Raw genomic sequence first — 13,225 nt, 5'->3', positions numbered from 1 at the left:
GATGCTAGTCCACAATACGCAGAATCTCAGCTACTTCCTTACGCGGCGTCGCTTTCGGGGAGACAGCAGGATGACCCAGGGCAATCACCATATTGACTCCGCGGTCTTCGGGGATATCCAGGAATTCACGAAGCTTCTCCTCTGCAAGCAGAACGGGCCCGGTCATAGGACAGGTTGCAAGCCCTTTGGCGTGAGCGGCAAGCATCAAGTTCTGGGAGGCCAGACAGCTGCTCTTAAGTCCTTCTTCCGCCCAAATCTCTGGGCTGCCGAACGCTAGGGGATCAAATATCCGATCACGGAACTTTGAGGCATAAGGGGTGGACAAGCACACAATCAGCACGGGTGCACCCGAGAAGGCCGTGGCATAAGGGCCGAATGATTTAACCAGGAGTTTGGCTTCACGTCCAAGCCCTTGCTTCTCAGCTTCGGCCGCTTTTAAATGCAGCTGCTCCCATGTAAACTCTTCGATTTGTTTGATCTTGTCCCGATTGACAACGGCAATAAATTCCCAGGTCTGAGAGTTGGTGTCGCTAGGTGCGAATCTGGCACAGTCAATAATTTCTTCAATATCCTGGGTTGAAACGTTGTCTTCTGTAAAATCGCGTATGCTGCGACGGGTTTGGATAATCTCCATAAACTCCTTGAATTCCATTGGTTTCCCACCTTTTTAGGACTAGGTACTATTCTTCTTGATTTCTCTATTATAGCGGATTCAATCTCTCTTTGGATAGCTCGGGTCCTTTTAGATGCTTTTGCCTACATCTTTACGGCCGGAAATCCGGTTCAGATATTTGCTCGCAAACCCTAGAAACGCAACGAGGCTGAAGGTCATGGCAACCAGGTAGAAGTCCTTGCGGCCGAGATGCTCATAAATGACACCGCCAAATGTACCGCTGATGAGACCTGATGCACTGGACCACATTACAGTGAACAAGGCAAGCCCGGTAGCCCTGTAGTGATCAGGAATCAGCCTGGTCAAGTATCGGACAGCAGTTACAAAGAAGATTCCGAAGGTGACACTATGCAGAGTCTGAATTGCAATGACACTGGCAGCCGAATCGGTAAGGCTCATTAACAGGAACCGAAGTGCGAACATCAAGCAGGCGAATAAGAGAAGCGGGAGCTCCTTGAGTCGGTCCCCATAGATGCTTAACAGGAAGAAGACAGGGATCTCCGAGAGGGAAGAGGCAAGCACACCCCAGCCTACCAGATTATCACTGGATCCCATTTCTTTCATCGCAATCGTAAGGAAGGCGTCATTCATGCGGTGGCCAATGGCCAGGCAGAAGACGCAGCCGAAGAACCAGAGCAATTCCTTTTGCCGAAGTATTTTCCATAGTCCAGAAGTATCCATCTTATTCGCAGAAGACGACTGGTCACGAATGAAGAAAGTCAGGAATAAAGCAATCAGGGTAAGTATGATGCTAATCCGTATGGTCCAGGAAGTACCGAGCGCGGTCAGGACATAACCTATCACTATCGCAAATGTGGCAAAACCAAGAGAACCAAAAATCCGGATAACCGTGAAGCTCTTGCCATACTCTTTGGCCGTGTTTATAGCCATCGTATCTGCAAGCGGGTAGATCGGGTAATAAAAGAAATAGAACATCATGATAACGATCAGGATGCCGAGGAAAGACCCGGAGACCGACAATATCATGGAGAGTACTAGCTGGCCAATTAAGAGTAGAATAAGGATCCGCTTTATCGTTCGGTAACGGTCGCTGATCATACTCCACAGCAGATTGGAGAATAGGGAGATCATCGGCCCGATAGCGTAGAGATAACCAATCTGTGCATTGCTAAATCCCAGGCTTCTATAGAAGAGGGGAAAGAAAGAGAAGACAAGAACACTGATACCGTACACAGTAAATGTAAAAGCCCGAAGCCAGTTAACGTCCCGCTGGATCTGATGTTGAGTATTCATGCTTAGGAGGCTCCAATCGGTAGTTTTTGATTAAAATTCATTAAACAGCCATCGTTAGTATAGCATAACGAGACACCAAGTTATCGGATTTCCGCTATAATATGGGGTATCTAATACCTCTGGGAGGGATTGAAATGGACGTTTTTGTATATGATAGCCGGCTGGGAATCAAGGTTCCCGAATTTGAGACTCCGTTCGAGGAGCTGCCTTTGATGGAGAGACGGGGGATTATCGAGACCTGGGAAGACATCCGCGGGCAAATCCCTACCCGGGTTATGCAGCTGGAGAAGGTTATCGTTACCAAGCTGGGAGAGCTGGGTGAAGAGAATAACTTTGCAATTTCATGCAAGATTAACAGTGATATTGCAGAACTTGCGAGTATTATTAATGATCTTCATATATGGTATAGAGTATCGGCTGAAGAGTCAGACGGGAAGAGACATTCCTGAGCTGTCTATGATATTGTTTATTTGTAGAAAGAAGCGGATCATACTATAATAAAGAATGGTTCAAACCAGTGATTGATGACTACCATGTGGAGGCAAGCCTTTGATTGATCTTGAAGAACGCCCATATCAGATACCCCGTGATCCGATCAGGCTGATGAGCCGGGTATATAAGTTTTTATTGCCAGACGTGCGTTCCGAGCTGGACCAATGGAGGGTAAGGGCCGAAGCCATACCGGATCCTGAGCTTAGACGGCAAGCCCTTGCCAGTATTGCTACCAAGGAATTTCATTGTCAGGGAGGCTCAGTCTACGCGGCTGCCCGCCTGGACCAGAGACACGTGCTGATTCCGTTAATCGTAGCCTTTCAGACCATAAGCGATTACCTGGATAATTTGTGTGATCGAAGCACTTCAATGGATGCGGATGATTTCCGTCTGCTGCATCAATCCATGCTGGATGCTGTTGATCCGGATGCACCCTTGCACGACTATTACGAACTACGCGACGAGAAGGAGGATGGGGGGTATCTGCACCGCCTTGTCGCCACGTGCCGTAACTGTATCGCTAAGCTTCCCGGATATGAAGCGGCTAAGCCGCAGATTCTGATGCTGGTTAAGCTGTATACAGATTTGCAAGTGTACAAGCACATTAAGCCCGAGCTGCGCGAGCCGGCCCTGCTTCAGTGGCACGCGGAGCATCAAGACCTGGCACCAGGGCTTGAATGGAATGAATTCGCTGCCGCTACCGGATCTACTCTGGGGGTATTCATGCTTTTCCTGGCAGCAAGCCATAGGGATCTTGATCAGACAAGCGCAGAGGTAATCAGACATGCTTATTTCCCGCATGTATGCGGATTACATATTATGCTTGATTATTTAATTGATCAGGATGAAGACCGGATCGGCGGCGATCTGAATTTCTGCAATTATTACGATAATACAGAGATGATGCTGAACCGGATATCCCTGATTGTTCAGTCTGCTAGGCAGGATGTTACTGTACTGCCTGCGGCTTCTTTTCACCGGATGATTATTGAGGGTCTGCTTGCCTTGTATTTATCTGATCCCAAAGTAAGCCAGCAGCAGGAAATTCGCAGCGTATCCAGGAAATTAATGAAGAAGAGTCCTCTGACGAGGTTATTCTTCTTTGTGAACAGCCGCTGGATCCGAAAGCATATTTAAGCAACCATTTTGAGGAGGCAAACATTATGACACAAGTTAAAAAAATTGCCGTATTAACCAGCGGTGGAGATTCTCAAGGAATGAACGCAGCAGTGCGTGCCGTTGTGCGAAGCGGCCTATACTATGGACTTGAGGTCTACGGCATACAGCGCGGTTACCAAGGCCTGCTGAATAATGATATTTTTGCGATGGATATCCGCAGTGTGGGAGATATTATCCAGCGTGGGGGAACCATTCTCCAGTCTGCACGCTGCCTTGAGTTCAAGACTTTGGAAGGTCAGCAGAAAGGTGCTCAAATCCTGCGGGATCGCGGCATTGACGGCCTGGTTGTAATCGGCGGAGACGGGTCCTACCAGGGTGCTGAGAAGCTGAGCCGTCTAGGGATCAAGACAATGGGACTTCCAGGAACGATCGATAATGATATTTCCTTTACGGATTATACAATTGGCTTTGATACGGCTGTTAACGTGGTCGTGGAAGCCGTGAATAAGCTTCGTGATACCATGTCATCACACGAGCGTTCTTCAGTAGTAGAGGTTATGGGACGTCACTGCGGAGATATTGCTCTTCATGCAGGTCTAGCTTCCGGAGCCGAGACGATTCTCGTGCCTGAAGTATCCTACGATCTGAATGAAGTTGCTGACCGGATGAAGGCGAACTTTGACCATGGTAAGAGACATAGTATCGTTATCGTTGCTGAAGGAGTAGGCAAAGGCGAAGATGTGGCTACAGCTTTGAAAGAGCGTTATCCTTCCATTGATCCGCGTGTTACGGTACTTGGACACATTCAGCGTGGTGGATCCCCAACTCCATTCGACCGGAACTTGGCGAGCCGTTTGGGTGACTTCGCAGTACGTAAACTGATCGAAGGCGAATCGAACAAAGGCTGCGGCGTTCTCAAGGGTGAGCTTGTGCTTACGGATATTGAGAAAGTAGTCAATACCAAGAAGCCGTTCAATATGGAATTGTACGAGCTCGCTTCACGGTTGTCTCAATAATTGTTATAAATTAGCTGCAAAAAAGGAATCCTGCCGGTAATGGCTGTGGATTCCTTTTTCTTATGCACTGGATTTCCGTTATCCGGAAATCCGCTTGAGTACATTCATGATTTCCTCGGTTGGCCTTAGACCTTTTTCCGCAAATGCGATCCTGCCTTCCAGATCGATCACAATGACCACGCGCTGCTGCGTCAAGAATCCGAGTGTCTTCCCGATCTCGTACTGGCTGCGGATCTCTCCGTTCGTATCCACAACAAGCGGGAAATCATAGCCATGCTTGGCCGCAAATTTCTCATGGCTTTCCTTCGATCCGGGATTCACACCGAGCACGAGAGCATTGAAGCCGGAATACGAAGGTTCTGCATCTCTAACTGCACAAAGCTGTTTGGTACATCCAGGTGTATCATCCATGGGATAGAAAATAAGTACAATAGGCCGTGTGCCTACATACTCAGCTAAATCAATCAACCCTTGTGTGCTTTCGGCGCGAAACAGCGGCGCCTTCGTTCCTTTGCTGAGCATTGAACAGTCACGCTCCTAATTTATCAAGTCATATGATGGCAAATGCCTGCGTTCACGTCTATTGTAGTACGTTGAGTTAATGGTTGCAAAGTGGGTATGGACAATATTACCAATTAAGTTTACTATTATACATAGATTAACTATGCATAGAATTAAGATGTATATGTGTAGAGTTCTTGAGCGAGGAAGGAGGCTGGGTCATGAAGATTAGCAAAGAAATGATTAAAGGAAGCACTGGCACATTAATATTAACGCTATTATCGCGGGAGCCTTTGTACGGGTATGAGATTATCAAGCAGCTGGATGCAGGTTCAGGGGGGATTTTTACGCTGAAAGAAGGCACCTTGTATCCGCTGCTTCATAGCATGGAGAGCGAGAAATGGGTGGAATCCTTCTGGACCGAGACCGGGGGCAGGAAACGGAAGTATTACCGCATCACAGATAGCGGGCTTAAGCAGCTTGAAGAGAAGAGGACAGAGTGGAGAGTATTCCGGCAGGCCGTTGATACAGTACTTGGGGAAGGAGGGGGGAACTGAGCATGGATGATCAAAGACGTTTTTTTCTGGATAGAGTATGTACACAGGTAAAGGCCAAGGAAGTACATCCTTCGGTTCGGGAGGAGCTGGACAACCATCTGGAGGAACTGATTGAGGCTAGGTTAGACCAAGGATATGAGGCAGATGAGGCCGTCAATTGGGCGGTAGCCCAGATGGGCGATCCTGATGTGCTCGGTAAGCAGCTTCATCAGGTACATAGACCGCGGATTAACTTCGGACTCATCTTGATTGTGCTGTTTTTTGCAGCAGTCAGTATCATTTCGATGTGGTCGGTGGTGGAGAGTTATACAGCTAACGCGAGTAAATTTGCTTCCGCAGGGATCTTGGAGAAACAGGTGTTTTTCTTGCTACTCGGCATTGCTGTAATGATAGGGGTATATTTTTTGGATTACCGCAAGTTGTATAAGGCAGCTTGGTACTTGTATGGTTTTGTTATGTTGGGGTTTATTTTTACGTTTAACAGTCCATTTATGGCTGGTCAGCACAGGTATATTATCCTGGGTTCTCTAGCTTGGGATTGGGCTAACATTAGTACTTACTTTCTATTAATTGCCATAGCGGGGATCTTACAGCAATTGTCAAAGTTTAAGAAAGGATTAATGAAGCGTAAATTTGCCGAGTTAATCATCGTAGGGATACCGATTCTCATATTTATACGCCTTCCAGCCCTTGCAGAGCTTGGATTCTATCTAATTGGATGTACAGGATTGTACGCTTGGATGTATCGCCGAAAAATTAGTGTAGCTGTAGGAATTGGGATTGGAGCTTTGATTAGCCTGGCGAGTGGATATCTTTATCTTAGTAATGGCCGATTTATTCATATGCGAGATACAATTGCAGGAGCATTTAATCCTTACATTGATCCCAATGGCTACGGGTATGTCTATGTCCATACCCGAGAAGCTGTTCAATCCGCAGGCTGGTGGGGCAGAGGACTGGGCGCACCGCTTAAAGAACTTCCTTTCCTTCAGTCAGATTCCATTGTGACCTATCTGCTGTACAGCTTTGGCTGGGGTGCTGGAATCATTCTGGCGATAGCTGTTCTGATGCTGATTCATCGTATGATAGCTGCCTACAAAAGGGTTGATGACAAGTATGGCAAATCATTGATCCTGGTCATAATAATGATGCTTGGAGCCCGGCTTGTGTACGGGCTGGGCATGTCCATAGGTTATGCTCCTATTATAGGGGTGACCTTCCCATTAGTAGGCTATGGCGGTTCTCATCTGCTGATTGAGTTCGCGGCTGTAGGATTATTGCTGTCTATTTATCGGAGAAAAGATATCATTAGAGCAGCTTCATCCTCAGTCTCGACCTCGTAAGGAGCCGGCTTATACTGTTCACAGATTAAAGAACGCCGCCATATCCTTGTTGGATATGGTGGCGTTCTTTAATCTATATAAGTTGAATTTAAGAAATACTTATAGGCAAGAGTGTGAAATGATGAAAATTATTAAAGAAGTCTGAGAACAACAGCGATCGTAGGAACATTTCACACGGCAGCCTACCATGTAAATCATTAGTTCAACTTATATAATTATTGCGAAGGCAGGCCCAAGTCCTTGGCATACTTTTTCTGCATATAGGCCAGCCGCAGGAATAGCGATACGGCGGCAACCGCCAGACCGCTGATCAATCCCAGCCAATAGCCGTAAGGTCCCTGGCTGGTGTAATTAGCCAGCACATATCCCAGCGGGAGGCCGATGACCCAGTAAGCTACAAAAGCAAGAAGGAACGGTGAATTTACATCCTTATATCCTCGAAGGGCTCCCTGAATCGGAGCGGCAATCGCATCCGAGAGCTGGAAGAAGATGGCGTAGATCAGGAAGTGCTTGGTAAGCTCAATCACAGCAGGTTCATCGGAGTACAGGGAAGCCACACCGTTCTGGAAGACCAACAATATGATGGCAGTAATTATCGACATGCCAGCTGCAGTACCGATTCCAAGCCTTGCATACTGCTTGGCGTCCCTGAGTCTGGCTGCTCCGGCCTCGAAGCCTACCAGAATCGTCAAAGCAAGACAGATACTAAGCGGGATCATATACAAGGTTGAGGCAAAGTTTAGCGCGGATTGATGTGCTGCAATGGTCTTTGTATCATACCTGCTCATGAACAAAGTTACGGCTGCAAAGACGGCTGTCTCGAAGAAGATGGCGAAGCCGATCGGAACGCCGATCTTGAGCAGCTCCTTCCACTTAGCGAAGGAGATCTTATACCATTTTCGCAGCATTTGGTACTTCGTGAATGCCTCGCTTTTACGGACAATGACAAAAGCTAATATGAATATGCACCAGTATGTGAAGGCGGAAGCGACGCCCGATCCAATCCCCCCAAGCCGTGGAAAGCCCATTTTCCCGAAAATAAGCAGGTAATTCACAAGTACATTAATCGGCAGGGACAAGAGGGTAATCGTCATCGATATCCGGGTCTGTCCAATAGAATCAATGAAAGAACGCAGTACAGTATAACCGAACATAGGAATGATGCCGGTTCCGATGGCAACCAGGAAGTAGTGGGCAACATGCTGGACCTTTGGCTCAAGTCCCATGCCGTCAAGGATAGGATCAAGCGCAATACCCCCTCCTACAATAACCACGATAGATACCGTAAGAGACAGCAGCAAAGCTTGCATTACATTAAAGTCAACCTGGTCCCGCTCACCCCGGCCGACAAGATGGGAGACAATGGGAACGATGCCCATGAGAATACCGCTTAGCCCGGTCTGGACAGGAAGCCAGAGACTTGATCCAATTGCCGCTCCCGCAAGATCAGCTGGACTTGAATGCCCTGACATCACGGTATCGAAGAAGGTCATGAGGGATAATGTGATCTGCGTGACCAGGATTGGAATAAGGATATGAATAAACTGGATATATTTCTGTTTCAAGCTGAATGTCTGCTTCATTTCAAATCTCCGTTTCAGTAGCTTTACTTTGAGCGGTAAGCCGCTTCACACAAAGAAAAAGCCCATTAATGGGCTTTTCTTGGTCCACACTAAATACTTATTTGTAATCTACACCGGCTGTATACCGATTATTCGCATTCCAGAGCAGGTATTCGTCAACCTTCATATCCCTCAGTGCTCGAATCTGCTCTTCAACTTCGTGTTTGCCATATTTCGAATAATGTCCGCTTCCAAGCCAACTTGCCGTGAAATCCTGTATCCACGGGCGAATAATAGGCTTCTTATCACCCAGGGGGTCAAGTTTCTTGTGTGTATCGGCCATTGAACCCTTGATGGTCTGGTAAGGAGCTTTATCCGGATCCTTGGTACCGAACCAGCCTGTTGTGTAATGGCTTGGATAGATCATGGGTGAGATCACGTTCACGTTCTTGGAAATCTTCGTGAAATCTTGCCCGATTCCCTCTGCTGCAGGAACTGAAGCGGCATAGCCAAAAATATCTACGGACACGCGTACGCCGAGCGGCTCAAGTTCCTTGCGCGCATAATCAACAAAGGAGGATACCGCATCAACACGGCTTTTATCATCCTTGATGTATTTCAAGGTATTTGCCCGTTTCTCAAATCCTTCGGGGAACCGTACATAATCGAATTGAATTTCTTTGAACCCGAGAGCTGCCGCGTCTTTGGCTATAGCAACGTTATATTCCCACACATCTTTGCTGTAAGGATTGACGAAGCTGTCTCCTTTGCCGTTGCTCCATACTGTGCCATTACTTTGGCGGAAGGATAGCTCAGGATGCTTCTTCGCAAGCACAGTGTCTTTAAAGACTACAACCCGGGCGATCGGATATACTTTGTGCTTCTTTAACCGCTCCATCAATGCATGAATATCACGGATAAAGGACTGCGGCTTGCCGTATTTAAGAAGTTCCTGATTCGTCGTCGGGTAGGTTATGTAACCGGAATCGTCTTTAATATCAATGACCATGGCATTCAGGTCTGTAGTGTCCGTCAATTTGAGCAGCTGCTCCATTCTAGATCCGCCTGCACTGTAGGCCGTAACATAAATCCCTTTTACCTTGGGAGCCTCTTCCTGTGGATCTGACTTAACCGGTGAAGTTGAAGTGGATTCAGTGGGTGTCTTGCCATTAGCAGCCTTCTGGGTATAGGTAGCGATAGATTGATAGGATGATTTCAGTATACCAGCAAGGCTTCCTTTCTGAGGTTGATCCGTCTGATGGCCAGAGGAAGTACTCACAGCCAGCATTAGCAGTGTCCATAAGATGTTCATGTGAAATTTCTCTCCCTTGTTTGCACTCTCTATAATTATATCGGATAAGATAAATGCCTGAAAGAACAGGATTGTCATTTCTGATGGCAGTTGTTGGGTATATACCGATGTAACCTCTTTAAACTTAAAAATATGTGGTTAAACGTCCATTAATTAGTAATTTCAGAAATTTAACAAATGTCTATATAAAAACTATAAGCCGCTTCTTAGACAAGAAGCGGCTTAAGGTGTTCTTGATTAATGTAAAAGCGCGGAACTTTGGTGTTCGCAAATGCTGTAGTGAATAATCTCTAATGCATCCTCGGGTTCCAGAACAGTAAAGCCATCCCGAAGCAGAATTCTGGAATTCAACTCCTCGGTATTGAAGAATGGCATCATATCGGGGAACCATTTCATGACGATTTGAGAAAGTTTTACCGTTTCCATATCCACAATAATCATCCTTTCCTCCGGAATCATTCATTTAAAGAATCATTCATCGTACCGGAAAAGCTATTAACCTGTGAAGATAAAGGGTAAAGCTCCATTCTGCATAAAAATCATGAATTTGGCAAAGATCCGTGCTTCAATATCATAACATATTACCCCTGGAGGTGCACCAGAGGTAATTAACTACGTCGGAACGAACCCATGACGCCAACCGTTTCGACAATATTGACGAAGGCCGCAGGGTCAGTTGATTTGATAATCTCTCTAAGCTCAGCCAGTTCGTACTTGGTAGTAACGGTCATGAGCATGTCTTTTTCCTTATGGGAGAAGGCTCCCTCGGTTTTGATCAGCGTTACCCCACGTGGCAGACCCAGCAGCTTCTCAAGCATGGCATCTGTCTGGTTCGTAATGATGAATAGTGTGACTTTAACGTGGCTGATGTGAATATAATCGACGACCTTGCCGCTTAAATAAATGGACACCATGGAAGCCAGGGCCAGGTTCCATTCTCCATTTAAGTACCCCATCGCCAGAACGACCAAGGTGTTCAGGACGACGAGGACACTCCCGACAGGAAAGTCGCGATACTTGGTGACAATGGAGCCCAGAATATCGAACCCGCCGGACGAGCCTCCTGCCCTGAAGGAGATTCCTGCGCCAAGGCCTACAAGAACCCCTCCGAATACGGAGGCAAGTAGAGCGTCTTGGGCTAGCATTTTGGCAGGTACCGGGATCAAGGCGATGAACCAGGTTGTTGTGACAACCGAAAGAATGCTGAGACCGATGAATCTTTTACCTAGCAGGAACAGACCTGCAATCAGTAACGGAATATTATACACCAGATACATCGTACTGATGCTGAAGCTGGTGAAGTATCCTGTCAGCATGGATAGACCGGACACCCCGCCGCTCAGGAGCTTGTGAGGAATCAAGAAGAGATTGAAACCGGCGGCAATAAGAACAGCTCCGAAGATAACCGCCAGGCTGCGACTAACAAGTTTGTACAAAGGTTTCACCTCGCGTAAATGGGTTCTTGGTATGTAACTGGTGTTTCAAGAATGTTTTGTGCTATAATGTTTGAGATATTCTTGAGTAGGGATGGATTTCCATTTGAATGAATATATGTGTTACTGTTACATGGTTCAAAAGAAACGGTAAAGTTTAGATAACCCAAGGTTTATTTTCCAGCTTTACCCTACCCCCTGTAATGAAACATTTTTGCAGGATGGGACAGCCTAATAAACGTTTACCGCTACTTAAGAATAACGTCAAGATTGTGGATTTGTCCACCATATCCACCATATAGAAGGAGCATGAATAAATTTGAGTACATTTACAGAATTCGGCCTTGAGCCAAAGGTTTTACAAGCGATTACGGAGCTTGGCTTCGAAGAGGCAACCCCGATTCAAGCAAAATCCATTCCATTTGCAATGGAAGGAAGAGACTTGATTGGACAGGCGCAGACAGGTACAGGTAAAACTGCTGCTTTCGGCCTCCCGCTAATCAACAAAATTCAAAGAGAAGAAGAGCGTATCGTTGCTTTGATCATGGCTCCAACTCGTGAGCTGGCCATCCAGGTAGCTGAGGAGATCAGCAAGCTTTCCCGCTTCAAAGGAATCCGTTCTCTCCCGATTTACGGCGGTCAAGATATCGTTCGCCAAATTCGCGCTTTGAAGAAGAAGCCACAGATCATTATCGGAACCCCGGGTCGTCTCCTTGACCACATTAACCGCAAGACAATCAAGCTGGACGATGTACAGACAGTCATTCTTGATGAAGCGGATGAAATGCTCGATATGGGCTTTATGGATGATATTCAATCCATTCTGAAGCTTGTCCCCGAAGAGCGCCAAACAATGCTATTCTCTGCAACTATGCCAACGAATATCCAAAAGCTGGCTCAACAATTCTTGAAGAATCCAGAACATGTCTCCGTGATCCCGAAACAAGTTAGCGCTCCACTTATCGACCAAGCTTATATCGAAGTTCATGAACGTCAGAAGTTCGATGCTCTTACACGCCTGCTTGATATGGAATCTCCTGAGCTGGCTATCGTCTTCGGTCGTACGAAGCGCCGGGTTGATGAGCTTGCTGAAGCCTTGTCCAAGCGTGGATACTCGGCTGATGGACTCCACGGTGACTTGTCACAGAATCAACGTGATACCGTGATGCGCAAATTCCGTGACGGCAGCATCGATGTGTTGGTTGCAACTGACGTGGCTGCGCGTGGTCTGGACGTATCCGGTGTTACACACGTAGTTAACTTTGACCTTCCGCAGGACCCTGAAAGCTATGTTCACCGTATTGGACGTACGGGACGTGCCGGAAAGGAAGGCGCTGCATACTCTTTCGTAACGCCGCGTGAGCTCGATCATTTGCACTTTATTGAGCGTGTAACTCGTCATCGCATTTCCAAAAAGCCGCTTCCAAGTATCGCTGAAGCGATTGAAGGCAAACAACGGATTACAGCTGAACGCCTGATTGAGCTTGTAGAGAATGGTGAATTGAACGAGTACAAAGGTATTGCAATTCAACTTCTAGAGCAGTATGATTCCGTGAATCTTCTCTCCGCAGCGATCAAGCTGGTAACTGGGGACAAGAAAGAAACTGGAAACATCGAATTGACTCCGGAAGAGCCTATCCGCGTGAAACGCCGCAAGCCGGACATTCGTTCTAACGGACGTAAGCCATCCGGTGGTTATGGCAACCGCAGTGGCGGTCGTGACGGTGGAGGATCTTACCGTGGAAACCGTGAAGGTGGCGGTAACCGCAGTTATGGAAGCAGCAGCTACGGAAGTGGCAAAGGCGGATATAGCAGTGGCAGCAGAGAAGGCGGGCGCGATAATTCTTCCCGTTCTTATTCTGACCGTAAGCCGCGCTCTACTGGTGGCGAACGTCGTCCTTCGACACGCAGCGATAACGAATAAATATTTCGTACTTCAAGAAGACGAAGCGGCTCGCCGCTT

13 protein-coding genes are annotated in these 13,225 nt (G+C 47.1%); 6 read left to right on the top strand and 7 right to left on the bottom strand.

Annotated features, from left to right (window positions below; translation table 11 throughout):
- Positions 1-4: 4 nt before the first annotated feature.
- Both EJP77_RS19165 and EJP77_RS19160 read right to left on the bottom strand, forming a co-directional pair.
- The gene (locus tag EJP77_RS19165; RefSeq protein WP_127200874.1) at positions 5-652 is read right to left on the bottom strand and encodes a nitroreductase family protein; all 648 of its coding nucleotides are present in this window, start codon (positions 650-652) and stop codon (positions 5-7) included.
- Positions 653-742: 90 nt separating this feature from the next.
- Positions 743-1,927: an MFS transporter gene (locus EJP77_RS19160; protein ID WP_127200873.1), complete on the bottom strand. Its 1,185-nt coding sequence runs from the start codon at positions 1,925-1,927 to the stop codon at positions 743-745.
- A 134-nt stretch (positions 1,928-2,061) separates the two neighbouring features.
- On the opposite strand from EJP77_RS19160, the gene EJP77_RS19155 reads away from it, so the two are divergent.
- The 3 genes from EJP77_RS19155 (at position 2,062) to pfkA (ending at position 4,554) form a co-directional block, all read left to right on the top strand.
- Complete coding sequence (locus EJP77_RS19155) at positions 2,062-2,376, top strand: hypothetical protein (RefSeq protein ID WP_127200872.1); 315 nt, start codon at positions 2,062-2,064, stop codon at positions 2,374-2,376.
- Between the two features lie 154 nt (positions 2,377-2,530).
- Positions 2,531-3,556, top strand: a complete 1,026-nt coding sequence (locus tag EJP77_RS19150; RefSeq protein WP_425464266.1) for a tetraprenyl-beta-curcumene synthase family protein — start codon at positions 2,531-2,533, stop codon at positions 3,554-3,556.
- 26 nt (positions 3,557-3,582) lie between these two features.
- Entirely contained in the window at positions 3,583-4,554 is a 972-nt protein-coding gene (gene pfkA / locus EJP77_RS19145) for a 6-phosphofructokinase (protein ID WP_127200870.1), read from the top strand.
- Between the two features lie 78 nt (positions 4,555-4,632).
- Here pfkA and EJP77_RS19140 read toward each other — a convergent pair whose 3' ends face one another.
- Positions 4,633-5,076, bottom strand: coding sequence for a peroxiredoxin (locus tag EJP77_RS19140; protein WP_127200869.1), 444 nt, complete (start codon positions 5,074-5,076; stop codon positions 4,633-4,635).
- 200 nt (positions 5,077-5,276) lie between these two features.
- On the opposite strand from EJP77_RS19140, the gene EJP77_RS19135 reads away from it, so the two are divergent.
- Both EJP77_RS19135 and EJP77_RS19130 read left to right on the top strand, forming a co-directional pair.
- Positions 5,277-5,612 (top strand): PadR family transcriptional regulator, encoded by a 336-nt coding sequence (locus tag EJP77_RS19135; RefSeq protein ID WP_127200868.1) that lies wholly within the window; start codon positions 5,277-5,279, stop codon positions 5,610-5,612.
- 2 nt (positions 5,613-5,614) lie between these two features.
- Complete coding sequence (locus tag EJP77_RS19130; protein ID WP_127200867.1) at positions 5,615-6,955, top strand: FtsW/RodA/SpoVE family cell cycle protein; 1,341 nt, start codon at positions 5,615-5,617, stop codon at positions 6,953-6,955.
- Positions 6,956-7,170: 215 nt separating this feature from the next.
- Here the strand turns inward: EJP77_RS19130 and EJP77_RS19125 are convergent, their stop codons facing one another.
- The 4 genes from EJP77_RS19125 to EJP77_RS19110 all read right to left on the bottom strand — a co-directional run bounded on the left by EJP77_RS19125 (position 7,171) and on the right by EJP77_RS19110 (position 11,265).
- The gene (locus EJP77_RS19125; protein WP_127200866.1) at positions 7,171-8,538 is read right to left on the bottom strand and encodes an MATE family efflux transporter; all 1,368 of its coding nucleotides are present in this window, start codon (positions 8,536-8,538) and stop codon (positions 7,171-7,173) included.
- A 97-nt stretch (positions 8,539-8,635) separates the two neighbouring features.
- Positions 8,636-9,829 carry a putative glycoside hydrolase gene (locus tag EJP77_RS19120; RefSeq protein WP_127200865.1) on the bottom strand — a complete coding sequence of 398 codons (1,194 nt, stop codon included), beginning with the start codon at positions 9,827-9,829 and terminating at the stop codon, positions 8,636-8,638.
- A 237-nt stretch (positions 9,830-10,066) separates the two neighbouring features.
- Positions 10,067-10,270 carry a hypothetical protein gene (locus EJP77_RS19115; protein ID WP_185897401.1) on the bottom strand — a complete coding sequence of 68 codons (204 nt, stop codon included), beginning with the start codon at positions 10,268-10,270 and terminating at the stop codon, positions 10,067-10,069.
- Between the two features lie 167 nt (positions 10,271-10,437).
- The gene (locus EJP77_RS19110) at positions 10,438-11,265 is read right to left on the bottom strand and encodes a YitT family protein (protein ID WP_127200864.1); all 828 of its coding nucleotides are present in this window, start codon (positions 11,263-11,265) and stop codon (positions 10,438-10,440) included.
- Between the two features lie 316 nt (positions 11,266-11,581).
- Between EJP77_RS19110 and cshA the strand changes: the two genes are divergently transcribed.
- Entirely contained in the window at positions 11,582-13,186 is a 1,605-nt protein-coding gene (cshA, locus tag EJP77_RS19105; protein ID WP_127200863.1) for a degradosome RNA helicase CshA, read from the top strand.
- Positions 13,187-13,225: the final 39 nt, after the last annotated feature.

The sequence above is a fragment of the Paenibacillus zeisoli genome (genome assembly GCF_003994465.1).
Taxonomy (GTDB): domain Bacteria; phylum Bacillota; class Bacilli; order Paenibacillales; family Paenibacillaceae; genus Fontibacillus; species Fontibacillus zeisoli.
This window is presented reverse-complemented; position numbering and strand designations above follow the sequence as displayed.

What these genes read in the sequence shown, in the direction of transcription:
- EJP77_RS19165 (WP_127200874.1), bottom strand. Translation starts at nt 652, where the DNA reads ATGGAATTCAAGGAGTTTATGGAGATTATCCAAACCCGTCGCAGCATA.
- EJP77_RS19160 (WP_127200873.1), bottom strand. Translation starts at nt 1,927, where the DNA reads ATGAATACTCAACATCAGATCCAGCGGGACGTTAACTGGCTTCGGGCT.
- EJP77_RS19155 (WP_127200872.1), top strand. Translation starts at nt 2,062, where the DNA reads ATGGACGTTTTTGTATATGATAGCCGGCTGGGAATCAAGGTTCCCGAA.
- EJP77_RS19150 (WP_425464266.1), top strand. Translation starts at nt 2,531, where the DNA reads ATGAGCCGGGTATATAAGTTTTTATTGCCAGACGTGCGTTCCGAGCTG.
- pfkA (WP_127200870.1), top strand. Translation starts at nt 3,583, where the DNA reads ATGACACAAGTTAAAAAAATTGCCGTATTAACCAGCGGTGGAGATTCT.
- EJP77_RS19140 (WP_127200869.1), bottom strand. Translation starts at nt 5,076, where the DNA reads ATGCTCAGCAAAGGAACGAAGGCGCCGCTGTTTCGCGCCGAAAGCACA.
- EJP77_RS19135 (WP_127200868.1), top strand. Translation starts at nt 5,277, where the DNA reads ATGAAGATTAGCAAAGAAATGATTAAAGGAAGCACTGGCACATTAATA.
- EJP77_RS19130 (WP_127200867.1), top strand. Translation starts at nt 5,615, where the DNA reads ATGGATGATCAAAGACGTTTTTTTCTGGATAGAGTATGTACACAGGTA.
- EJP77_RS19125 (WP_127200866.1), bottom strand. Translation starts at nt 8,538, where the DNA reads ATGAAGCAGACATTCAGCTTGAAACAGAAATATATCCAGTTTATTCAT.
- EJP77_RS19120 (WP_127200865.1), bottom strand. Translation starts at nt 9,829, where the DNA reads ATGAACATCTTATGGACACTGCTAATGCTGGCTGTGAGTACTTCCTCT.
- EJP77_RS19115 (WP_185897401.1), bottom strand. Translation starts at nt 10,270, where the DNA reads ATGATTATTGTGGATATGGAAACGGTAAAACTTTCTCAAATCGTCATG.